20 protein-coding genes are annotated in these 22,358 nt (G+C 63.0%); 10 read left to right on the top strand and 10 right to left on the bottom strand.

All coding sequences use genetic code 11. From position 1 onward, the window contains the following. Nucleotides 1-34 precede the first annotated feature (34 nt). Complete coding sequence (locus tag GGI60_RS10565) at nucleotides 35-940, bottom strand: MBL fold metallo-hydrolase (protein WP_183915436.1); 906 nt, start codon at nucleotides 938-940, stop codon at nucleotides 35-37. Between the two features lie 247 nt (nucleotides 941-1,187). After that, the gene (locus tag GGI60_RS10560; RefSeq protein ID WP_183915434.1) at nucleotides 1,188-1,856 is read right to left on the bottom strand and encodes a DsbA family protein; all 669 of its coding nucleotides are present in this window, start codon (nucleotides 1,854-1,856) and stop codon (nucleotides 1,188-1,190) included. Between the two features lie 96 nt (nucleotides 1,857-1,952). On the opposite strand from GGI60_RS10560, the gene GGI60_RS10555 reads away from it, so the two are divergent. From GGI60_RS10555 to GGI60_RS10545, 3 genes are all read left to right on the top strand, one after another. Continuing rightward, nucleotides 1,953-2,834: a LysR family transcriptional regulator gene (locus GGI60_RS10555; RefSeq protein WP_183915432.1), complete on the top strand. Its 882-nt coding sequence runs from the start codon at nucleotides 1,953-1,955 to the stop codon at nucleotides 2,832-2,834. A gap of 196 nt (nucleotides 2,835-3,030) precedes the next feature. After that, entirely contained in the window at nucleotides 3,031-3,471 is a 441-nt protein-coding gene (locus GGI60_RS10550) for a c-type cytochrome (protein WP_183915430.1), read from the top strand. Between the two features lie 222 nt (nucleotides 3,472-3,693). Further along, a complete protein-coding gene (locus GGI60_RS10545) occupies nucleotides 3,694-4,608 on the top strand; it encodes a c-type cytochrome (RefSeq protein ID WP_183915428.1) in 915 nt (304 codons plus the stop codon). Nucleotides 4,609-4,678: 70 nt separating this feature from the next. On the opposite strand, the gene GGI60_RS10540 is transcribed toward GGI60_RS10545, so the two are convergent. Beyond that, nucleotides 4,679-5,308, bottom strand: a complete 630-nt coding sequence (locus GGI60_RS10540) for a glutathione S-transferase family protein (protein WP_183915426.1) — start codon at nucleotides 5,306-5,308, stop codon at nucleotides 4,679-4,681. A 167-nt stretch (nucleotides 5,309-5,475) separates the two neighbouring features. After that, nucleotides 5,476-5,970 (bottom strand): GNAT family N-acetyltransferase, encoded by a 495-nt coding sequence (locus tag GGI60_RS10535; protein ID WP_183915424.1) that lies wholly within the window; start codon nucleotides 5,968-5,970, stop codon nucleotides 5,476-5,478. A gap of 279 nt (nucleotides 5,971-6,249) precedes the next feature. Between GGI60_RS10535 and dmeR the strand changes: the two genes are divergently transcribed. The 3 genes from dmeR (at nucleotide 6,250) to bla (ending at nucleotide 8,523) form a co-directional block, all read left to right on the top strand. Beyond that, the gene (dmeR, locus tag GGI60_RS10530) at nucleotides 6,250-6,522 is read left to right on the top strand and encodes a Ni(II)/Co(II)-sensing transcriptional repressor DmeR (protein ID WP_183915422.1); all 273 of its coding nucleotides are present in this window, start codon (nucleotides 6,250-6,252) and stop codon (nucleotides 6,520-6,522) included. Between the two features lie 17 nt (nucleotides 6,523-6,539). Continuing rightward, nucleotides 6,540-7,544 carry a CDF family Co(II)/Ni(II) efflux transporter DmeF gene (gene dmeF / locus GGI60_RS10525; RefSeq protein WP_183915420.1) on the top strand — a complete coding sequence of 335 codons (1,005 nt, stop codon included), beginning with the start codon at nucleotides 6,540-6,542 and terminating at the stop codon, nucleotides 7,542-7,544. A gap of 88 nt (nucleotides 7,545-7,632) precedes the next feature. Then, a complete protein-coding gene (bla, locus tag GGI60_RS10520; RefSeq protein ID WP_183915418.1) occupies nucleotides 7,633-8,523 on the top strand; it encodes a class A beta-lactamase in 891 nt (296 codons plus the stop codon). A gap of 463 nt (nucleotides 8,524-8,986) precedes the next feature. On the opposite strand, the gene GGI60_RS10515 is transcribed toward bla, so the two are convergent. Further along, entirely contained in the window at nucleotides 8,987-11,326 is a 2,340-nt protein-coding gene (locus tag GGI60_RS10515) for a glucose/quinate/shikimate family membrane-bound PQQ-dependent dehydrogenase (RefSeq protein WP_183915416.1), read from the bottom strand. 176 nt (nucleotides 11,327-11,502) lie between these two features. After that, complete coding sequence (locus tag GGI60_RS10510; RefSeq protein ID WP_183915494.1) at nucleotides 11,503-13,005, bottom strand: YdiU family protein; 1,503 nt, start codon at nucleotides 13,003-13,005, stop codon at nucleotides 11,503-11,505. A 236-nt stretch (nucleotides 13,006-13,241) separates the two neighbouring features. Between GGI60_RS10510 and GGI60_RS10505 the strand changes: the two genes are divergently transcribed. Next, nucleotides 13,242-14,696, top strand: a complete 1,455-nt coding sequence (locus tag GGI60_RS10505; protein WP_183915414.1) for an MFS transporter — start codon at nucleotides 13,242-13,244, stop codon at nucleotides 14,694-14,696. A 264-nt stretch (nucleotides 14,697-14,960) separates the two neighbouring features. Here GGI60_RS10505 and GGI60_RS10500 read toward each other — a convergent pair whose 3' ends face one another. Continuing rightward, nucleotides 14,961-15,908, bottom strand: a complete 948-nt coding sequence (locus tag GGI60_RS10500; RefSeq protein WP_183915412.1) for a homocysteine S-methyltransferase family protein — start codon at nucleotides 15,906-15,908, stop codon at nucleotides 14,961-14,963. Between the two features lie 222 nt (nucleotides 15,909-16,130). Here GGI60_RS10500 and GGI60_RS10495 point away from each other — a divergent pair, with 222 nt between their 5' ends. Further along, nucleotides 16,131-16,808, top strand: coding sequence for a TetR/AcrR family transcriptional regulator (locus GGI60_RS10495; protein WP_183915410.1), 678 nt, complete (start codon nucleotides 16,131-16,133; stop codon nucleotides 16,806-16,808). Here the strand turns inward: GGI60_RS10495 and GGI60_RS10490 are convergent. Continuing rightward, nucleotides 16,805-17,326 carry a DUF1697 domain-containing protein gene (locus GGI60_RS10490; protein ID WP_183915408.1) on the bottom strand — a complete coding sequence of 174 codons (522 nt, stop codon included), beginning with the start codon at nucleotides 17,324-17,326 and terminating at the stop codon, nucleotides 16,805-16,807. The genes GGI60_RS10495 and GGI60_RS10490 overlap by 4 nt on opposite strands. Before the next feature lie 43 nt (nucleotides 17,327-17,369). Further along, nucleotides 17,370-19,478, bottom strand: a complete 2,109-nt coding sequence (locus tag GGI60_RS10485) for a S9 family peptidase (protein ID WP_183915407.1) — start codon at nucleotides 19,476-19,478, stop codon at nucleotides 17,370-17,372. A gap of 235 nt (nucleotides 19,479-19,713) precedes the next feature. Between GGI60_RS10485 and GGI60_RS10480 the strand changes: the two genes are divergently transcribed. Continuing rightward, entirely contained in the window at nucleotides 19,714-20,103 is a 390-nt protein-coding gene (locus GGI60_RS10480; RefSeq protein ID WP_183915405.1) for a DUF930 domain-containing protein, read from the top strand. 91 nt (nucleotides 20,104-20,194) lie between these two features. Further along, nucleotides 20,195-20,983 carry a polysaccharide deacetylase family protein gene (locus tag GGI60_RS10475; protein ID WP_183915402.1) on the top strand — a complete coding sequence of 263 codons (789 nt, stop codon included), beginning with the start codon at nucleotides 20,195-20,197 and terminating at the stop codon, nucleotides 20,981-20,983. Nucleotides 20,984-21,059: 76 nt separating this feature from the next. Here GGI60_RS10475 and GGI60_RS10470 read toward each other — a convergent pair whose 3' ends face one another. Then, nucleotides 21,060-22,352, bottom strand: a complete 1,293-nt coding sequence (locus GGI60_RS10470) for an NAD(P)/FAD-dependent oxidoreductase (RefSeq protein ID WP_183915400.1) — start codon at nucleotides 22,350-22,352, stop codon at nucleotides 21,060-21,062. Nucleotides 22,353-22,358: the final 6 nt, after the last annotated feature.

The following is a 22,358-nucleotide window of genomic DNA, read 5'->3' as shown; positions in this document are numbered from 1 at the left end:
ACGACGCGCTTTAGCCGCGAGTTCTCCGCTGTTGTCACTGACCCCAGGTCATTTCGCCCTTGGCGACTTTCGCCCCCAATTCCAGCGAAATCGGCATGGCAGCGTTGGGATAGATTTTCTTCATAGCTGCGATCAATGCCTTGGAGTCTGCGGCCTTGGCTGCCTCGGCGTCAAATGCGATCAGGTAATCGCGCGTGTAGCTGACGGCGGACGCATCCGTCGGCCAGGTGGAGGTGCCGTGACCTGGTACGACGATCTCGGGTCTGCGGGCGAGGATGTCGTCAAGAGCTGCGCGCCAGGCCTGCCGTTCCTCGACTGTCGGAAGATCGGCGACCCAGGGATACATGCCGCCGAAGACAGGGACGCCTCCGAACACGGCGCGGAGCGATGGCACCCAGATATAGCGGCCGCGATCCTTGAGCCCTGGCGCGGTGACAATTTCGAGCTTCTCGCCATCGACTGTCAGCGTGTCAATGTCGCTCGGTTCCGGGAAAATGAGATCGGAGACCGACTTGGGACCGTTGTCGCCCAGAACAGGCGACCAAGCCTTGATCTTGCCTTCGGCCTTCTCCCGCATCAGGTCGACGGTATCGTGCGCTGCGAGGATGCGGGCATCAGGGAAGGCCTGATGGACGGGTGCGAGACCGAAATAGTAGTCGGGATCGTTGGTGGTGATATAGATCGTGGTCAGGTTTTTGCCGCTGGCCTTGATGGCATCGGCGACGACCTTGCCGTCCGAATAGCTGAAGCTCGAGTCGATGAGTACGGCCTCCGTCTTCCCGGTGACAAGGACCGGAGCGCGTAGAAAGCCCGCTTCGGTGGCCCTGAACGCCTTCCACGATAGGAGAGACTTCTCCTGCGCGACACCGGACGTAGTTAGCGGGATCATGAGAGCCGCGGCTGCGGCGATCGTCTTGAGGGTGGTGCGTCTGTTCATCATATTCTCTTCACCTGGTTGTGGGGCGAACCGTCCTGTCCTCAAAGGCAGGAGGGTCCGGCGGCGGTCGACACCCTGACGATGTCGGCCACGCTGCAGTGGGCGGTTGAAATTTGGAAGATCGGGTTAGTAGCCGACGGTCAACCGTTGTCTGACGTGGGCAAACTCGGACAGGATGCGGGAGCCGGCCTGGCCGGAGGCTCCAATAAGAGCAATTTTCATGATGATACTCCTGGTTGGGATTGGGGTTTCATGCGTCTGCAGAGAGCTCATCGAGCGCCGCAACGAGCCGAGCCGGACCTTGATAGAGCGCCTCGCTGCTGAGCACGTGGGCCTGACCGTTGATGAGGGCGACGAGCTGCGGAACGCCGCGAATGCCGAGCGTGTCCATCCGGCGCTGCGCATCCTCCACCCGCTCCAGAGCACGGGCACGAAGATCGGAGTCGTTCCGGAGCCTCTCGGCGAAGATCTCGGCAGTCAGATCGATGGCATGCCCGGCAGCCACCTGAACGGCGACCGTCGCCACCTCGTGAACGTTGGAAGTGTCGCGCCCTTCGACATAGCGGGCGATTTGGATGGCATGCAGGAAACGAGGCTCAAGCGTCGCGGCGTGCTCTCCAAGTGCGGTGAGCGCAAGCGTCGCGGGTCCCGAGTCGAAAATGCCGTTCGGTGCCAGCAGGACGTTCTGATGGTATTCCTTTGAGAAGCGTTGTCCGGTCAGAGCCTGGATCCTCTGGTCGTTGCGCCATGCGTGATCGGCGATCGACGAGATCGGCCTTCCTCCGACGAAAAGGCCGGAGGGAAGCATCCTCAAACGATCTGGAAATTGGTCGGCAAGGCCCGCCAGCGCTGGAGCGCTTGCGTAACACCAGCCGCAGAAGGGATCGAAGAAATACTGAAGTTCAATCTCGGTGGTCACTACGGTCTCCCTGTGTTTGAGAGAGATATAATGTTGCGCATATCAAAGATAAACGTCACGATGATCGACAGAATGTTGCATAAATCGAGCGAATAGATGGATCGGATCATTGCGGCGAAAGTGCTCTTGAAGACTGTCGAGCGCGGCAGCGCTTCGGCTGCAGCCGAAGAATTGGGCATGTCCCGCGCGATGGCCTCGCGCTACATCGCGGCCATGGAAGACTGGTCGGGAACGCGGCTCCTCCACCGCACGACGCGACAGCTCAGCCTGACATCGGCGGGCGAACGCGTTCTTGATATGTGTCGGGAAATCGTCCGTGTTGCCGACGCAGTGACGGAAGTCGCAGATCACGCGGAGACTCCGCACGGTCTTCTCAGGGTGACGGCACCCAGCATCCTCGCAGAAGCGCAGCTCATTCCGCTTCTATCAGATTTTGCCGACGTCTATCCGCGCATCAAGGTCGATTTACAGATTTCCGATCGGACGATCGACCTCGTGCAGGACCGCATCGATCTGGCGATAAGGATCGCCAATCGCCTGGACCCATCCTTGATCGCGAAACGGCTGGGACAGTGCTCGTCGCTGCTCTACGCCTCGCCGCGCTATCTCCAGGAATACGGAATTCCCTCAACACCAGAGGATCTCGACGACCACAGGTGCCTCACTTATACCCACCTTGGGGGGACGGAATGGTCACTGAAGAGTTTCGAATGTCAGATCGTCATGTCGGTGGACGGAACCTTCCAGACCAATGACGCTGTCGCCCTGCGCCGTGCCGCTCTGTCCGGTCTCGGCATCGCAATGCTGCCGCGTTTTGCCGCCGATCAGGAGGTTAGGACAGGTCAGCTGGTTGTCGTCTTGCCGGAGTGGAAGCCAAGCACACTTGGCATCCACGCTCTTTATGTTTCGCGAAAGCACCTGCCAATGGCTGCACGAGTCCTCATCGACTTTCTGGCAACAAGACTGGCGGATGTATAGGGCCGTCAAGTTTGGGATAACCCGTAACGTGTCGGCCGAACCAGCACCCGGCTCGCCCTGGGTCTGTTCGCCGTTTATCACATTGTTTTTATGATGGTACGGCAAAACGTGACTGCCCCGACGCATGGATTTTGTCATGCTGCCGGTGCAGATTGGCCAGCGGCCGCCTTGGCCTTCAGAAATTGGAGAGGAACATATGAATTGGAAAGCAGTAGCTGCCGCCGCAGCGATGGCGGGAATAGCCTTCGGTTCGGTGACCGCCGCCGACGGTACACATGATTCGCGCATTGCGCTGATGAAGAAGATCGGCGGTTCGGCGGGCGCCTTGGCCGCTGTCGCCAAGGGCGAGAAACCCTACGATGCCGAGACGGTAAAGACGGCGCTGACGACGATTGCCGCCACCGCGAAAGTTTTCCCCGATCAGTTCAAGCCGGGTAGCGATATGAACGATCCCGAGGTCAGCCCCAAGGTCTGGGAGAACATGGATGACTTCAAAGCGCGCGCCGCAAAGCTATCCACTGACGCCGAAACTGCGCTCGCTCAGCTTCCGGCCGACGCCGCAGCCGTCGGCGCCACTGTCAATACGCTCGGCGCCAATTGCGGCGGCTGTCACAAGGCCTATCGTATCAAGGATTGATAGGCCGCCCACAGCAATTCCAGCAAAATTGTAAAGCGGTTTGGCGTCTGGGATAGCGAAGGAAGAGACCGCAATTCCAGCAAAGGTGCGCGCGGCCTGGTGCCGCGTGGCGCGCCGGAAATGGAACGCTCTGAATCCGCGATCCGTGCCCGGCTTGCCGTCGGCGCGGATCGCCTTATGTGGGACCGACGGCGGAAGCATCGGCAAAAGGGGAGGCGGCGCATGGTCCGCGGGTTCATCCGGTTATTGCTCTGTTTGATCGGCGTTGCCGTCCTCGGTGGCGGCGCCTTCTATCTCATCACCGCGCCCGATCCGCTGCCGGAAAGCCATTGGGCAGGGCTCCGCGCGCCGGACCCGGCTAACGGTGAGATGGTGTTCTGGGCGGGCGGCTGCGTCAGCTGCCATTCAGCCCCCGGTTCCGAAGGCGATGCGAAACTGACGCTGTCGGGCGGTCTGGCGCTGAGGAGTCCTTTCGGCACCTTCCACGTGCCGAACATTTCGCCCGATGAGAAGGCTGGCATCGGCGGCTGGACGCTCGCCCAGTTCGGCAATGCGATGAAACGCGGCGTCGGCCCGGGCGGGGAGCATCTCTACCCGTCCTTTCCCTATGGTTCCTATGCGCGCATGAGCGACAAGGACGTCAACGATCTCTTCGCCTTCCTGAAGACGCTGCCGAAGAGCGCCAACGTCACGCCCCCACATGAGCTGCCGTTCCCCTACAACATCCGGCTTGCGCTCGGCGGCTGGAAATTCCTCTATTTCAACGATCAGCCGCGAGTGGCGCTCGCCAAGAGCGACGACAAGGTGAAGCGCGGGCAGTATCTTGTCGAAGGCCCCGGCCATTGCGGAGAATGCCATACGCCGCGCGATGCGCTCGGCGGGTTCCAAGCCGATCAGTGGCTCGCCGGCGCGCCCAATCCGGAAGGCAAGGGGCGCATACCCGACATTACCCCGGCCTCGAAGAGCATCGGCAGCTGGAGCGAGGCCGATATCGCCAACTACCTCGAAACCGGGTTCACGCCCGATTTCGATTCTGTCGGCGGTTCGATGGTCGATGTCCAGAAGAACATCGCCCGCCTGCCGGCCGGCGACCGGGAAGCGATCGCCGCCTATCTGAAGGCACTGCCGGGGCGCTGAAGCATGTCGCGCAAAGTGTGCAGCGGCTTTTTTTGCGGCCGCTGCATCCGAAAAGTCGATCTTCCTCTGTTTATAGGGAAGTGGGACCTGGCATGAGATCATAGGGGTGGCGCCAGCCTGGCATGCTGCTGATACGGTCCTTCCATGCCGCGATAGCCGGAAAGGCGCTGTGATCGATTCCGGTATCCTCCGGCATGAAGACGTAGCCCGCCAAAGAAAGGTCTGCGATCGTCAGCCGCTCGCCGACCATGAATGCCCGGTGGGCCAGGTGTTCGTCGACAATCGCATAGGCAGCTTTAGCCCTCAGCCTTAAGAACTCGACGACCGGCGTCTCGCCGCTCTTCTGGAGGCCGTAGATGAACCGCAGCGTCGCGTAATAGCTGGTGAATTTATGGTTGTCGAAGAGGATCCAGCGCATGATGTCGCGCCGTTCTTCGGCCGTCTTGGCTCCATAATGGCCTGTCACTTCCGACAGGTAGTCCAGAATGATCCCCGATTGGCTGATCTTCGTATGCCCATGTTCGAGCACAGGCGCTTCGCCCTGTTCGTTGATCGTCTTTCGCCATTCTTCAGTACGCGTTTCACCGCCCAGATAATCAACGAAAATGCTTTCCCATTCGATGCCGGCAAGCGCGAAGAAGAGTGCGGCCTTGTAGCAGTTTCCGGAGAGAGCGAAGCAATGAAGTTTGAAATCAGCCATGAAAGCTCCTAACGCGATTCGATAAAGTATCAGCAGTATTGAAGCGGGGCCCGTCCGACTCGATTCGAGCCCCATCCTGATCTGAATAGATGCACGCCGCTCCAACTGGCAAGCTTGACCCGCTCCCGCCCGCCGAGCCAGGAATGTGGACCTTCGATCTGGCCAACCTAGGCGATCGACTGCATGTAGCGCATGCCGGTTACCGGCCGCGCGGTGAAATCCATCTGTTCGTAGAAGCGATGAGCCAGCACGTTGCCGGTCGCAGCGCTGACGGAGAGGTAGCCGCAGCCGGCATTGCGCGCTGTCTCGCGGGCCCGGTCGACCAGCAACTGGCCGGTGCCATGGCCACGATGGCCGTCGCGCACGAAGAGGTGATGCAGGTCCATGCCGCGTTTTCCCTCCTGCGCCCTGTAGAGGGGCACGAGGATGGCGTAACCGATGAGCCCTTCGCCGGTTTCGGCGACGAGTGCGGTAATCCAGGGCAGGGGGCCGAACAGGTCGCGCTCCAGCTGCTCCGGCGTGGTGCCGGAAGCATCGCCGTGATGGGCGGCAAGCAGGGCGATCATTTCGTTGAGCTCGGGCAGGTCGCGCGGCTTGGCGGTGCGGATGGTCACCACCGATGGCCGCATCAGTGAAATTTCGCTGTCTTCGATTTCGGTCATGGTCTTCGCGTCCTTTAATGATCTGCCGTCAGGACGCTGCCGATACAACAAAGCCGCCTGACGGCGGCTTGTTGACAATATGATCTGTCCGGCCGCCCTTTACAGGTACAGCCAAAAATACGAGCGGCTCTGGTGCGCGTTTTTGATCATGGCGCATCAATCGCCGCAAACCGTGCATTTGTCAATGGCGTTGGAGCGTGGCGCTTAAACGCTGCCACGGTCATTGATGTTGCCCGGTGTCCTTGATAGGATACCCCCCTATGTTATAAAAGGCCGATTATGTCCCATACCACCCTGCAGAAAAAGAAGCTCATCGCCCGCATTGGCCGCTTGAAGGGGCAGATGGAGGCGGTGGAGCGGGCGCTTGAGGCTGAACGCCCCTGCGGCGAAATCCTGCAATTGCTCGCCTCGATCCGCGGTGCTTTGACCGGTCTGACCGGCGAGGTGCTGGACGATCATCTGCGCGAGCATGTGCTTAATGCCGCCGGTGACGCGGCAAGGGCCGAGGCAGTCGAGGAAATTTCGGAAGTGTTGCGAACCTATATCCGCTGATGAGGGAAGGAGCCTGAATGAATGCCGGGATCGGGAAAGCCCAAATGACCGCCCTCGAACACGATCATGTCTTCCTCGGCGCCGATCATCAGCGCAACGAGTTGCGGATCTGGCTGGTGATCGGCCTGACCGCGGTGATGATGGTGGCCGAAATCGCCGCCGGCACGGTCTACGGCTCCATGGCCCTTGTGGCTGATGGCTGGCACATGTCCACCCATGCCAGCGCTCTTCTGATCTCGGCGCTCGCCTATCTCTTTGCCCGCCGGCAGGCACGCAATCCGCGCTTCACCTTCGGCACCGGCAAGCTCGGCGATCTCGCCGGTTTTGCCAGCGCCATCATTCTTGCGCTGATCGCGCTGCTGATGGCCTGGGAAAGCTGGCTGCGTCTTGCAAATCCGGTGCCGATCGGCTTTGCCCAGGCGATCGCCGTGGCGGTGGTCGGCCTTGCCGTCAATCTGGCCAGCGCCTGGCTGCTGGCCGGCGGCGGCCACGAGCACGGTCATCACGCGCATCATCATCACCACCATCACCATGGCCATCATACCCATGATCACCACGCCCGCGATCACCACGCCCACGGTAATCACGCAAAGCACGGCGACAACAATATTCGCGCCGCCTATCTGCATGTCGTCGCCGATGCCATGACCTCCGTTCTCGCCATCGCTGCGCTGTCGCTCGGCAGCCTCTATGGCTGGCTATGGCTCGATCCGATCATGGGCATTGTCGGCGGCCTGGTCATTGCCAACTGGTCCTGGAGCCTGATGAAATCCTCGGGCGGCGTGCTTCTCGACGTCGTGCCCCAAGGCGAGACGCTGCCGGCCGAAATCCGCGAGGCGATCGAGACGGAGGAGGACCGGATCACCGACCTGCATGTCTGGCAGGTCGGACCCGGCCATCACGCCGCGATCGTCGCCGTCGTCACGCCGAGCCCGCGCGAGCCGGCCTTTTACAAGGCCCGGCTTTCGGCGCTCTCGGAATTGTCGCATGTGACGGTCGAGGTGACGCGACGCGCCGCATGATCCGGTGCGGACCACTTCGTTGCCGCGATGACGAGATGCCGCCGCAATCGCGCCTTAACTCTGTCCTCCTCACCGCCGGAGGATTTTCATGGATCTCAGTCTTACCCGCCGCATGCTGATCGGCTCGGCTTTGTGCCTGCCTGCGCTCACATTTCCCGCCAGGGCCGAGGAGAAGAGCGAGGAGGGCGACGACAATGTCGAGCGCCGCCTGGCCGAGCTGGAAAAACGCACCGGCGGGCGCCTTGGCGTCTCGGTGCTCGACACCCAGACCAGCATCTCCTTCGGCTACCGCGGCAGCGAAGCCTTTCCGATGTGCAGCACCTTCAAGGCCCTGGCCGCTGGCTTCGTGCTGGCCCGGGTCGACAAGGGTGAGGAAAAACTCGAGCGGCGGGTGACCTTCGCCAAGGACAAGCTTGTCGACTATTCGCCGATCAGCGAAAAACACGCCGGCGCCGACGGCATGACGATCGCCGAACTCTGCGATGCGGCGGTGACGCTCAGCGACAATACCGCCGGCAACCTGCTGCTCGAAAGCTTCGGCGGGCCGGCCGGGCTGACCGACTGGCTGCGCTCAATTGGCGACGGCACGACGCGTCTCGACCGCACCGAACCGACGCTGAACGAAGGCCGGAAGGACGACCCGCGCGACACGACGACGCCGGATGCGATGCTCGACACGCTCGGCAATCTGACCCTCGGCTCGGTGCTGACCGAGGCGTCCTCGGATAGGCTGATCGCCTGGCTGGTCGCAAGCACGACCGGCAAGGATCGGCTGAGGGCCGGCCTGCCGGCGGATTGGAAAGTCGGCGACAAGACCGGCACCGGTCCGAACGGCTCGCTCGGCGACATCGCCGTCATCTGGCCCCCCGACCGCGGCCCGATCGTCGCCGCCGTCTATGTGGCCGAAGCGACCGCGCCAGTGAAGGACCTCAAGCCGGTCTTTGCCGAGGTTGGGCGGATGATTGTCGAGATGGTTTGAGCGGAATTCGAATCTGTCCGGTTCGCTGTGGGGGGCTTACTAGTTGGTTGCATAGGGAATGAGGATTGCTCCAGGCGGCTCCGCCCCTTGCCAATCGGGTCCCTCCACCTCCGTCGTCCTCGGGCTTGACCCGAGGATCCACGGCCGCAAGCACTGCGCTGGTGTTCACGATGACAAAGGCAACCGTAGCCGAGCAACTCGAGCGGGCGGCATGGATACTCGGGTCAAGCCCGAGTATGACGGAGGGTGGGGGATGCGATTAGCAGGAAGCGGGACGTTCCGAGGAGTTCCAGCAAAATGCGCGGGCGGCTGAGTGGGAGTTACGCAAACAAAGACTGCGGTTCCTTCAAAACCACTTGCGATCCTTGCCGCATACGCTCCGCCACCCTCCGTCGTCCTCGGGTTTGACCCGAGGACCCACGGCCGCAGGTCCTTCCGAAACCAGGGTGCGGTTCCTCCTCCATCACGGCAGCGTATAGGCGATCACATAATCGCCGGGCTTGGTGCCGACCGAGCCGTGGCCGCCGGCCACCATGACGACATATTGCTTGTTGTCGTCAGCTGTATAGGTCATCGGCGTCGCCTGGCCGCCCGCCGGAAGCCGCGCCTGCCAGAGTTCCCGGCCGCTCGTCACGTCATAGGCGCGCAGGTAGTTGTCGACCGCGGCCCCGAGGAAGGCGACGCCGCCTTTGGTCAGCATCGGTCCGCCGATGCCGGGCACGCCGACCTTGAAGGGCAGGGGCAGTGGCGTCATGTCGTGCACGGTGCCGTTCTTATGCATATAGGCGATCTTGCCGGTACGCAGGTCGACGCCGGCGACGTAGCCCCATGGCGGCGCCTGGCAGGGGATCTGCAGCGGCCCGAGGAAGGGCCCCATGAACACGCCATAGGGGGCGCCGTCGTTGCGGTTGAGCCCCTGCTCGCTGCCCTTTTCATCCTGGCCGCGTGGTGGAATGTCGGCCGCCGGCACCAGGCGTGAGGTGAAGGCGAGATAGGTCGGCATGCCGAACATGATTTGGCGTTCCGGATCCACCGCGACGCTGCCCCAGTTGAACGTGCCGAAATTGCCGGGATAGACGATCGTGCCTTGAAGCGACGGCGGCGTGTAGCGGCCCTCATAGCGGTAGCGGTGGAACTCGATGCGGCAGGCGAGCTGGTCAAACAGCGACACGCCCCACATGTCCTTTTCCTTCAGCGGCTCGGGCGAGAAGGTGAGGTCGGAGATTGGCTGCGTCGGCGCGGTATGATCGCCGGAGATCGCTCCATCCGGCGCCGGGATCTCCTTGACCGGGATGATCGGCTCACCGCTGCGCCGGTCGAGCACATAGAGGTCGCCCTGCTTGGTCGGGCCGACGAGGGCGGGAACGACGCTGCCGTCTTCTTTGGTCAGGTCGATCAGCGCCGGCTGGGCCGGCACGTCCATATCCCAGAGATCGTGATGCACGGTCTGGCGCACCCAGCGCAGCTGACCGGTGGCGATGTCGAGCGCGACGATCGAGGAGGAGAATTTCTCGACATTGTCGCTGCGGTTGATGCCGAGCTGATCGGGCACCTGATTGCCGAGCGGGATGTAAACCATGCCGAGCGCCTCGTCGACGCTGAAGACCGACCAGCTGTTCGGCGAGTTGGTCGTATAGGTCTGGCCGGCAGCGATTGGTGTCGTCACATCAGGGTTGCCGGAATCCCAGTTCCACACCAGCGCGCCGGTCTTGATGTCGAAGGCGCGGATGACGCCGGACTGCTCCTCGGTGGAATAATTGTCGTTGACTGCCCCGCCGATGATGATCTTGCCGGCCACGGCGACCGGCGGCGAGGTGGAATAATAATAGCCGGCCGGATTGAAGCGCATGCCGGTTTCGAGATGCAGCACGCCCTGATCGGCAAAGCCGGTGCAGACCTTGCCGCCCGCCGCGTCGAGCGCGATCAGCCGGGCATCGGAGGTCGGCAGGTAGACGCGCTCGGCGCAGGGCTGGCCGGCGGCGACATCGGGATCGGCATAATAGGTGACGCCGCGGCAGGTCTGATGCTGCCGGTTCGGGTTCATGCCGGAATTGGCGTCATATTTCCATTTCTCCTTGCCGGTCTTGGCGTCGAGCGCGATCGCCCAATTGTGCGGCGTGCAGAGATAGAGCGTGTCCTTCACTTTGAGCGGCGTCACCTGATAGGTGGTCTCGCTGATATCCTCCGGCCGTTTGACGTCGCCGGTCTGGTATCGCCACGCCTCCTTGAGCGTGGCGACATTCTCCGTGGTGATCTGGTCGAGCGGCGAATAACGCTGGCCGAACGGCGTGCGGCCGTACTGATGCCATTCTCCATCCGGCACGCTGCCGCCGAAGGCTGGGCTGGCAGCGACCTGATCCTTCGGCAGGTCGCCGGCGAGATCATGCGGATCCGTCGTCATTGAATAGAGGGCGACGAGGATGGCGAGAATGACCGGTAGGGCGAGCGGCCAGGGATTGGCGCCGTAGGTGATGCCCGTCGGGCTGCGAAAGCCGAGCGGCCGGCGGATCCACGGCGTCAGCAGCCAGAGCCCGAGCAGGATGATGATGCCTCCGCGCGGTCCGAGCTGCCACCAGTCGAAACCGACCTCCCAGATCGCCCAGGCGAGCGCCGCAACAACGAGCACCGCATAGACCCAGAGCGCCACCGCCTTGCGCATCAGAAGCAGCCCGGCGGTGATGAGGAACATCAGCCCGGCGAACAGATAGAAGACGCTGCCACCGAGCGTGACGAGCCAGAGCCCGCCACCACCGAGCGCCAGCCCGATGATGATGAAGAGGATGGAGGTGATGACGATCGCCATTAGGCTGTCTCCCGCAGAGGTTCGCTGGGGTGAAGGAAGGGCGGAAGAGCCCCGCCGATCAGCCAGATAGCGCGAGAGAGATGCCTTTCAACGGCCGCATTGCCGCAGGGTAAAATCACGGCGCGGTTGTAGTAATGACGGCAGCCGGCTCGAACGGACGCAGGCTTTAACGTCGCTCACGTCCCGCAGAAGGTTGCCAGCACCCGTTCATGCGGCTTCGGCGGCTCACTATAGGCGGCAAAATCCGGCTGGTCGTCATAGGGTCTGGCGAGCACCGTCAGCAGCGCCTCGAACGGCGAGAAATCGCCGTTTTCGACCGCCGCGTCGATCGCCTGTTCGACGCGGTGATTGCGCGGAATGAAGGCCGGATTGACGCCGCGCATGGCGGTGGCGCGCTCGCTGGCCGTCTGCGGATCGCGCGACAGTCGCTCGCGCCACCGTGTGAGCCAGGTACGGCCGGCCTCCGCCTCGCGGAAACTTGCGGCAAAGGCGGGCTCTGCGGTTTCGTCGCCGGCAAGGTCCGACAGTCGGCGGAAGGTCAGGGTGAAATCAGCCCCCTGCGCCTGCATCAGCGACAGTAGCGCCTGCACCAGATCGAGATCACCTTCCTCTTCGCCGGCAAGGCCGATCTTCGCCCGCATGCCAGCCAGCCAATGCGCCTGGAACCGTTCGCCATAGGCCCGGATCACTGCATTCGCCTTGTCGACCGCCCCGTCGGGGTCGGCGTCGATCAGCGGCAGCAGCGTTTCGCCGAGCCGTGCAAGGTTCCACTGGCCAATGGCGGGCTGGTTGGCATAGGCATAACGGCCATGTTGGTCGATCGACGAGAAAACGGTCGCCGGGTCGTAAGTATCCATGAAAGCGCAGGGGCCGAAATCGATCGTCTCGCCGGAGATCGTCATATTGTCCGTGTTCATCACACCGTGGATGAAGCCGACATGCAGCCAGCGGGCGATCAGGGCGGCCTGCCGCTCTGAGACGGCTTCGAACAAGCGCAGATAAGGCTCCTCCGCCTCTTTCAGCGCGGGATAATGCCGGTCGATCACATAATCGGCGAGTGCCCGCACACCGTCTGTATCGCCCCGCGCCGCAAAAAACTGGAAGGTGCCTACCCTGATGTGGCTGGCCGCGACCCGGGTGAAGACGGCGCCCGGCAGCACCTCTTCCCGGTAAACCGGCTCGCCCGTCGTCACCGCCGCCAGCGCCCGCGTCGCCGGAATGCCGAGCGCAAACATCGCCTCGCTGACGATATATTCGCGCAGCACCGGCCCGAGGGCTGCCCGCCCGTCCCCGCGCCGCGAGAAGGGCGTCGGTCCGGCGCCCTTCAGCTGGATATCGAAGCGCCTGCCGCTGCGATCGATCACCTCGCCGAGCAGAATCGCCCGGCCGTCGCCGAGCTGCGGCGAGAAGCCGCCGAACTGATGGCCGGCATAGGCCATCGCCAGCGGTTGTGCGCCTTCCGGAACGAGGTTGCCGGAAAAGATCGCCGCGCCGTCGCGCCGCAGCGCCTCGACGTCGAGCCCGAGCTCGGCGGCCAGCGGCTCGTTGAGCTTGATCAGCCAAGGCTCCGCCACCGCCGTCGGCATCTGCGCCGCAAAGAAGCGCTGCGGCAGGCCGGCATAGCTGTTATCGAAGGCGAAGGCCGCGCTGGGCCGGTTTTTCTCGAGGGCGGAGGTCATAATCGATAGGTAGGGCCGGGTGGCCTGCGGCGCAAGCTCTTCACGAAGCATGAGGCCGATGCAAGCAAACGTGATCTGCTTTTCCCGCTCGTCAAAGCTGCTTTGCCATAAAGGACATAGCGCCGCCATGATCACAGGCGTATAGCAGATCGTCTCCCCTTGGCGTTAGCCATGTCATCCCCCGCGGCCTTGCTGCTTCCTGTGCTCCGCCGCGCCACCGCGAGTGATCCCGGACGATGTCGGATCAGATTTACCAGGCGCCGATGGTTCGGCGCGCCGCGCCCAATTTCCGGGTGATCGCGATGATCGTCGCGAGTGCGATGCTGATGGAAAATATCGATGCGACCGTGCTGGCGACGGCGCTGCCGACCATGGCGCGCGATTTTGCCGTCAGCGCGCCGGCCATGTCGATTGCGCTCACTTCCTATCTCCTCAGCCTGGCGATCTTCATTCCGGCGAGCGGCCGCATGGCCGACAGTTTCGGCTCCCGCACCGTCTTCCGCGCGGCCATCGCCGTCTTCGTCATCGGCTCCATCCTCTGCGCGCTGGCGCCAACGCTGTCGTTCCTGGTGCTGGCGCGGCTGCTGCAGGGCCTCGGCGGCGCGATGATGATGCCGGTCGGGCGCCTGGTGCTGATGCGCAGCGTCGCCCGCAAGGATATGGTCAGCGCCATGTCCTGGCTGCTGGTGCCGGCGCTGATCGGCCCGATCGTCGGGCCGCCGCTCGGCGGCTTCTTCGTCACCTATCTCGACTGGCGCTGGATCTTCTACATCAACGTGCCGATCGGCATCATAGGCATGACCTTCGTGTCGATCTATATCGATGAAGTGAAGGGCAAGGCGAGCGGCCCGTTCGATACGATCGGCTTCGTGCTCTCCGGCATCTCGCTCGGCTCGCTGCTCTTCGGCTTCGAAATGTCGAGCCACGAAGGCGAGGGCGCCTTTTCCATCTTCCTGATCGCCATCGGCCTCATCTTCGGCACCGCCTATTTGAGGCATGCCCGCCGGCATCCGTCGCCGATCATGGACTTCTCGCTGATGAAGGTGCCGAGCTTCGGCACCTCGGTCATCGCCGGTTCGCTGACGCGCATCACCCAGGGCGCGCAGCCCTTCCTGCTGCCGCTGCTCTTCCAGATCGGCTTCGGCCTGTCGGCCGCCGCCGCCGGCCAGATCGTCATCGCCACCGCGCTCGGCGCGCTCGCCATGAAGCCGATGGCGAAGTTCGTGTTCAGCCGGCTCGGTTTCCGCCGCAGCCTCGTGCTCAACGGCATTCTCGGCACGATCGGCTATGGCCTCTGCGCCGCCTTCCGGCCGGACTGGCCGATGCCGCTGATCTTCATTGTGCTGGTGCTCAGCGCCTTCTTCCTGTCGTTCCAGTTCACCGCCTACAACACCATTGCCTATGACGAGATCGACAGGGAGCGGATGAGCTCGGCCACCAGCTTCTACACCACCTTCCAGCAACTGATGCTGTCGCTCGGCATCTGCATCGGCGCCTTGGCGCTGCATGGCTCGATGGCCTTCAACGAGGTCGAAACGCCGTCGCTCGGCGATTTCTCCACCGCCTTCATCGTCGTCACCCTCATCTCGATCACCGCGACCTTCTGGAACCTGCGCTTCTCGCCGACCGCCGGCGAGGAAATCAGCGGCTATAAGGCGAAACGGACGGAAGGCGCCGCCGCCGAAGGCTGACGCCGCCTTTTCTCTCATCAGAAGCAGACGGTCCCCCGCGGTGGCTTGCGCCGCATGCGCCGGCCCTCACGTCGGTCGGCCTCGAGCCCGTAGGCGCTCGGCCCGCCAAAGGCTGCGAGATCGATATCCCGCAACGCGACCTCCACCATCGCCTCGGGCTCGGCGCGCCCGCGCCGCCCCGTGATTCTAAGCCACAGCCCGCGCCAGCCTCGCCGGCGCGACTCCGCTCCCACCATCGTCATCCTCCTGTCCTCCCTCTTGGGCTCACGCCGCCTGCGGCAGGCATGCCTCGCAGATGGCCGCCACATGGCTATGATCCGTGCCGCAGCAGCCGCCGAGCACGCGCAGCTCGGGCATGCGATCGAGAAGCTTGCGGTATCGCCGCCCGAGATCTTCGGGATCGCCGGCATCGAGTGTCTCGCTGTTATCAAGCTGCTCGTGGCTCATGGTCGAAGCATTGGCGCGGATGCCGGAAATGCGCTTTACCCATGCGCTGCCATGATCGAGAGCGCCTTCGAAATGCGTCGGATGCGCGCAATTGATCATGTAGTAGACCGGTGCTCCGCCAGTCGCCATGTCGGTCGTCTCGATGGCGTCCTGAATGCTGCGGCCCGTCACCAGCCTGCCGTCCGTCTCCAGCGTGAAGGATATGGCGCAGGGCATGGCGAACGACTTTGCCGCACGCGCCACGCCGATCGCCTCGTCGATATTCGTCAACGTGAAGGCGCTCACCATGTCCGCTTCCGTGCCGGCGAAGGCTTCGATCTGGAAGGCGTGGTAGTCCTCCGCTTCGTTGGCGCTCATCATGCCCGCCTTGTAGCCGTCACCGCGCGGGCCGATGGCGCCGCTGATGACGATCGGCTGCCCCGGCTGCTCATAGGTGCTGCGCAAGCCGGCCAGCAGTTCGACGGCTTCTTCGTTCGCCGCCTTCAGCGCTTCGCTGGTGTAACCGAGCTTTCGCCCCCAGTCGGGATTGGCCCGCCACGTGGCGGTGTCGAGCACGAAGCCGGTACCGTGCCGCCGTGCGATGTCGAGGTAGCGGCGATAGTAGTTCCGCGTGCGGTTCCGGCCATCTTCGGAAGCCAGCAATACGAAGGCGGCGAAATGCGGAAGCGCGATCCCTTCCTGGAAGATCATCGTCGTCTCCATGCCGCCATCGGTCAGGAAGGTGCCGCCTTTGAGTTGCGGTAAACTATGTCTGTACTTTGCCATTGTTGTGGTCTCTCCCGTCGCGGCGCCTGAAATGGCGGCCGTCGATGAGTAAAGTTCTGCCGCTTAATCGGCTGCCAAACTAGGCGACTTGAGGTATACTGGCGGAAATTTCGATTTTAGCGGATTGAAATCAATCGCTTGGCATCAGCCGATGCTGCCCGGAACCGAAGCGGATGCGAACCTTCGGCGCTCGAAACTGTACCGCGGGTACAGGAGGGGGAAATGCGAAAGGGAGAGGAAACGCGGACCCGCATTCTCGATGTGGCCGAAGCGGCGGTATTGCAGAAGGGCTTCGGCGGCACCTCCATCGAGGAGCTGATCGCCGAAACCGGCATTACCAAGAGCGGCTTCTTCTATCACTTCAAGGACAAGAACGAACTCGCCAAGGCGCTGCTCAACCGTTACATCGAAAACGACGAGCGCATCTATGACGAGATATTCAGCCGTGCGCGCGACCTCATGGACGATCCTCTGCAATCCTTCCTGCTCGGCCTGAAGCTGCTTTCCGAACTTCTCTCCGACCTGCCCAACGGCCACCCCGGCTGCCTCGTGGCGACCGTCTGCTACTATGAGCGGCTGTTCGACCGGGAGATACAGGAAACGAACCGGAATGCGGTGCTTGCCTGGCGTCGCCGCTTCGGCCGTATGTTGAGGGAAATCATGGATGTCTATCCGCCGCGCGAGCCCGTCGATGTCGATCAGCTCGCCGACATGGTTTCCTCCGTCCTCGAAGGCGGCATCGTGCTGTCGAAGACACTGAAGGAGCCGAACACGCTGGCCGAGCAGGTGCTGATGCTGAGGACCTTCGTACGCCTGCTCTTCCAGCCGGCTGTCGAGCAGCCCCTTGCCGTCGTGAGGCCTGCGCAGGCCTTTGGCGCCGCCGGCGGCGGCCAGCCTTAGCCGGCCTCCATGTCGGCCGCCATTTCGGCGAGCTTGCGCACGGTGTTGAGGTTGCGGGACGTTCCGGGCTTCAGCGCCGGCAGCTTCAGCTTCGACCGGCCGGAGCCGTTCGGATAATGCACATAGATTTCCCGCCCGGCAAGCTTCGCCTCCTCGCCGTCGGGCGCCACCATCTTGTCCAGCGCATCGCCGGGCGTCTTTTCGGGCAGGAAGTAGACAAGCAGGAAGTTCGGCTTGGCATGGGGGAAGGGAGCGTTGGCGATGATGTCGCTAAGTTCCTTCAAGCTACGCACCATCACGCCCGGCCGCTTGCCCATCTTTTGCCCGAGGGCTTCGTCGAGCTTCGCCTCGACCGCTTTTTCGGATTCATCCGAGCGGAAAAGCACGTTGCCGCTCTGGATGTAGGTCTTCACATCGGCAAAGCCGAGGCCTTCGCAGATCACCTTCAGCTCGGCCATCGGCAGCGAACCGGTGCCGCCGACGTTCACGGCGCGGAGGAGAGCGACGTAGACGTACATTTTTTTCTCCCTTGGCCGCTGTACCGTGCCGGCCCTGAAGATTTTACATCTTCCCCGCCACCTTGATCGCAAACGCATACTCAAACGCAATCTCCTCCAGCCGCTGGAAACGCCCCGAGGCGCCGCCATGGCCGGCGTCCATGTTGGTCTTGAGCAGGATCGGCGCCGCGCCGGTGGTCGTGTCGCGCAGCTTCGCCACCCATTTGGCCGGCTCCCAATAGGTGACGCGCGGGTCGGTCAGGCCGCCGAGCGCCAGGATCGGCGGATAGGCTTTGGCGCCGACATTGTCATAGGGCGAATAGGCGGCGATCTGCTCGTATTCTTCGCGGCTGTCGATCGGGTTGCCCCATTCCGGCCATTCCGGCGGCGTCAGCGGCAAGGTGTCGTCGAGCATGGTGTTGAGCACGTCGACGAAGGGGACGGCGGCGATGATGCCGGCAAATTTTCCCGGCGCCATGTTGGCGACAGCGCCCATCAACATGCCGCCTGCCGAGCCGCCCTCGGCGATGATCTTCGCGTAAGAGGTGAACTTCTGTTGATTCAGATAGTCGGCCGCGGCGACGAAGTCCTTGAAGGTGTTCGTTTTCTTGTCCATCTTGCCCTCTTCGTACCAGGCAAAGCCCTTGTCCTTGCCGCCGCGGATATGGGCGATGGCATAGACGAAGCCGCGGTCGGCGAGCGACAGGCAATTGGTGTTGAAGCCGGCCGGAATGGTGATGCCGTAGGCGCCGTAGCCATAGAGCAGGCAGGGGGCGCTGCCATCGAGCGGCGTGTCCTTGCGGTAGAGCAGGGTGACCGGCACGGTCTCGCCATCCCAGGCGGGGGCGAAGACCCGGCGGGTGACGTAGTCTTCGGGATTGTGGCCCGACGGCACTTCCTGCGTCTTCAAGAGCGTGCGCTCGCGCGTCACCATGTTGTAGTCGTAGAGCTGCGAAGGCGTCGTCATCGAGGAATAGGAGAAGCGGATGACATCGGTGTCGTATTCCGCAGCACCCGAAAGCCCCAGCGAATAGGCTTCTTCGGCAAAGGCGATCGCATGTTCCTCGCCGGTCGCCCGATCGCGGATCATGATCCGCGGCAGCCCGTCCTTGCGCTCCAGCCACAGGAGATGGCGGGCATAGGCCATGTGGCTGATGATCAGCGTGCCGGGCTTATGCGGCACGACCTCGCGCCAGTTTTCCTTGCCCGGCTTATCAACCGGCGCTTCCATGATCTTGAAATCCTTGGCGCCGCCGTCATTCGTCAGAATGTAGAAGACGTCGCCGCCCTCGGTCAGCGAATATTCGATGCCTTCCTGGCGGGCCGCCACCAGCTTCGGCTCGGCAGTCAGATCCTTGGTCGACAGCAGCCGGTATTCGCTGGTCTCGTGATCGTGGATGTCGATATAGATGAAGTCATCCAGCAGCGAGCCGCCGACGCCCATGAAGAAGCCGGCATCGGCCTCCTCGTAGACCAGCCGGTCCTCCGATTGCGGCCGGCCGACAATATGGTGGAACACCTTGGAGGGCCGGTGGTTCTCGTCGAGCGCCGAATAGAAGAAGCTCTTGCCGTCGGGCGCCCAGACGCCGCCGCCGCCGGTATTCTCGATCACGTCGTCGAGATCCTGGCCGGTCGAAAGGTCGCGCACCTTCAGCGTGAAGAATTCCGACCCCTTGTCGTCATAGCCCCAGATGCCGCGGCCGTGGTCGGTGGAATGGTCGAGGCCGGCGAGGCGGAAATAGGCCTTGCCTGATGCTTCCTTGTCGCCGTCGAGCAGCACCGTGCGGATCGTCTCATCGGCGACATTGCCATCGCGAGGAATGCGAAAATAGCGCGGCTGTTCGCCGCCGGTCACGTAGGACGTGCCGTAGGCATAGGCGCCGTCCTTGACCGGCACTGAGCTGTCGTCCTCCTTGATGCGGCCGCGCATTTCGGAAAACAGCACCTTCTGCAGCGGCTTGGTGTCCTCCATCGCCGCATTCATATAGGCGTTCTCAGCTTCGAGATGCCGGCGGATCTCGGGATCGAGGATCGATGGATCCTTGAACATCGCCTGCCAGTTGTCGGCGCGCAGCCAGGCGTAATCGTCCGTGCGGGTAATGCCGTGGCGCGTATCGGAGACGGGCTTCTTCGGCGCGGCGGGCGGGGTCGGCAGGTTCTTGAAAACGGACAAGGAATTGGCTCCGGTGGGAATGTCGGGTTGGCAAGAGATAGAGGCGCACCGGTTCCGGATCAAGCGCCAAGGGGCGAGGTGACCTTCCACAGGCGATGGGGCGGCTCGGTCCGCCCTGCCTTGATGTCACCACAATATTTAAGAATGTCCGCTATCGCAGATCGAAATTTACACGTGCCAAGCCCCCGGCAAGCTGCCTGCGGCAGGGTGGACAACAGCAAGGGATTTTTCTTCAATGCCGAAACATCTGCTCCTGTTTGTATCCCTCCTCGGCCTTGCTGCCCCCGCCTTTGCGGTCGACCCCGCCATCAAGAAGCAGCTGGAAAAACTTGATCCCTCGACCCGTCTGGAGCAGAGCTGCGACACCGAGGCGATGAGCCGCATCAACCAGGACAGCACCGGCTTCAAGCCCGACAAGGTGATCGCCTACACCTTCAAGGACCCGATCGCCGGCGACAATTCGCTGCAGGCGCCAGGCGCGGTCTTCCGCAGCAAGGGCGACTGGTACCATCTCTCCTACACCTGCATCACCGGTCCGCAGCATATCAACGTGCGCCAGCTCGATTACCAGATCGGCGACAAGGTGCCGCGCGAGAAGTGGGATAAATATTATCTCTACGATTGATCGCCTGTCCCGTTGGCTGCGCTGACCGGCCGCATGGCGGTGGACGAGTGCCGTCGCTAAACTCGGCCGATGGAATCATAGAAGTCCTTCCATGAACCGTATCTTTCTTGTTTCGGCGTTTCTTCTGGCCGGCCTCTCCACGCTTTGCGCGGCCGAAACGCCGCCGCTGCCGGCGGCCGCCGCTCCGGTCGTGAAGAACCTGGCGGTCGAGCTCGTCGAGCCGCATCTGCATATTGCCCGCTCCAATATATCAGGCCATGCCCGCATTGCGCTCACCTTCGACGCCTGCATGGGCCAGGCGGACGAGCGCATCCTGTCGACCCTGGTGCGCGAGCGCATCCCGGCGACGATCTTCGTCACCGCCCGCTGGCTGAAGCGCAACCCCGCTGCGCTCGCCGTCTTCCTGCAGAACCCCGACTTGTTCGAACTCGAAAATCACGGCGAGAACCACATTCCCGCCGTCGATACGCCTACGCTGGTCTATGGCATCGCGTCCGCCGGCTCGCCGCAGGCCGTCCGACAGGAAGTCGAAGGCGGCGCTGCCGCCATGCTCGCAGCCGGCATTCCCGCACCGCACTGGTTCCGCGGCTCGACCGCCAAATATGACCTTTCCGCCATCGGCGAAATCCGCGCCCTCGGCTATCGCATCGCCGGTTATTCGGTGAACGGCGACGGCGGCTCGCTGCTCGGCGCCGTGATCACCGAAAAGCGCATCGCCTCGGCCAAAGACGGCGATGTCGTCATCTCCCACATCAACCAGCCGACCCATGCTGCCGGCGAGGGGGTGGCGAAGGCGCTGGTCGATCTGAAGATGAGGGGCACGGAATTCGTCCGGCTGGATGATGTGGAGGATATGGGCGACGACAAGACGACGGAGTAGTTCCGCGAGGGTTATGCTGTGCAAGTCCCTCTGCCCTGCCGGGGGCTTGCTCGGCACAGCAGCCAATACAAAGCCTCTACCTCAACTCACTCCCAACCCGCAGCCGATCCTCCCCAAATCGCCGCAGCCCCGGTCTATCCCGATCGAGCGCGAAATCCTCGAACCAGTCGCGGTGAATCCCGGCAATGATCGCGCCGATCATCTGCGCGGCAAGATAGGAAAAAGTAATGCCGTTGCCGCCGTAGCCATAGGCGGCAAGCACATGGGGCATTCCGGGCACGGGGCCGATCAGCGGCAGGCCGTCGGCGGTTTCGCCGAAGGTTCCGCCCCAGGCATGGGCGATGCGGGCGTCCGCTCTCGGCCAGAGCCGCTTCATTTTTTCCTGGATTGCCCGGGTCTTGGCCGCCAGCTTCCGCTCGCGCACCGCGGCATCGACAGTGCCGTCGTCTTCACCACCGGCGACGATGCGGTTGTCGGCGGTCGTGCGCATGTAGAGATAGGGATGGCTATCCTCCCAGATCAACGCCCTGTCGCGCCAGAACGTCGCGGGGTCCTGCGGCACGGTGGCGACTGCCCAGCTCGAGCTTGTCCGGTGCAGCTTCGGCATGTCGAGACCCGGCATCGAATAGCCGGTGGCCAGCACGACATGCCGCGCTTCGATCACCGGGCCGCCGTCGGTTTCGGCCGTGACGTGATCGCCTTCGCTGTGCAGAGCGGTCACCGAAGCCTTGACCAGCTGCGCGCCGCGCCGAAGGGCCATCGCGATCACCGCCCAGGTGAGCAGCAGCGGATCGGCCTCCGCCGAACCCGGCGAATAAATTGCCCCATCGCGATCGAGCTCGAACTGGGTGAAGAGATCGGGATGTTCGAGATAGACACCTGGAAGGCCGGCGCGGCGCCGCAGCTGGCGCTCTTCCAGCAGGTCGCGGGCGCCTTCCTGGTTGGCAGCGAGATAAAGCGTGTTGCGCGGCCGGAAGCCGCAGGCGATGTCGTTTGCGGCAATCAGCTTGGCAAGACCTGCGACGGCAGCGGCGCTGCGGCGATAGATGCCGGCGGCGCGCTCGAAGCCGTACCAGGTCTCCAGCTCGCTGAGCGTACTGTCGATTTCCCATTGCAGCATCGCCGTGCTGGCGACGGTGCTGCCGAAACCCGGCTCCTGCCGGTCGATGATGACAACCGAGAAGCCGCGCGCTGCAAGGTGCTCTGCGACCAGCGCGCCGGTGATGCCGCCGCCAATCACCGCGACATCGGTGGAAAAGCTATCACCGATCGCTTGCCATGCCGGCCGGATGCCGGTTCGTCCCCAGAACGAACGGCCGCTGACCATCTGCTCATGGTCGGACTCGTCGAGTGCGAGATCGGATGCCACGGATGT

The sequence above is a fragment of the Rhizobium lentis genome, from assembly GCF_014200175.1.
Lineage (GTDB): Bacteria > Pseudomonadota > Alphaproteobacteria > Rhizobiales > Rhizobiaceae > Rhizobium > Rhizobium mulingense.
The sequence above is the reverse complement of the archived record's forward strand: the minus strand, read 5'-3'. Positions and strand labels throughout refer to the sequence as shown.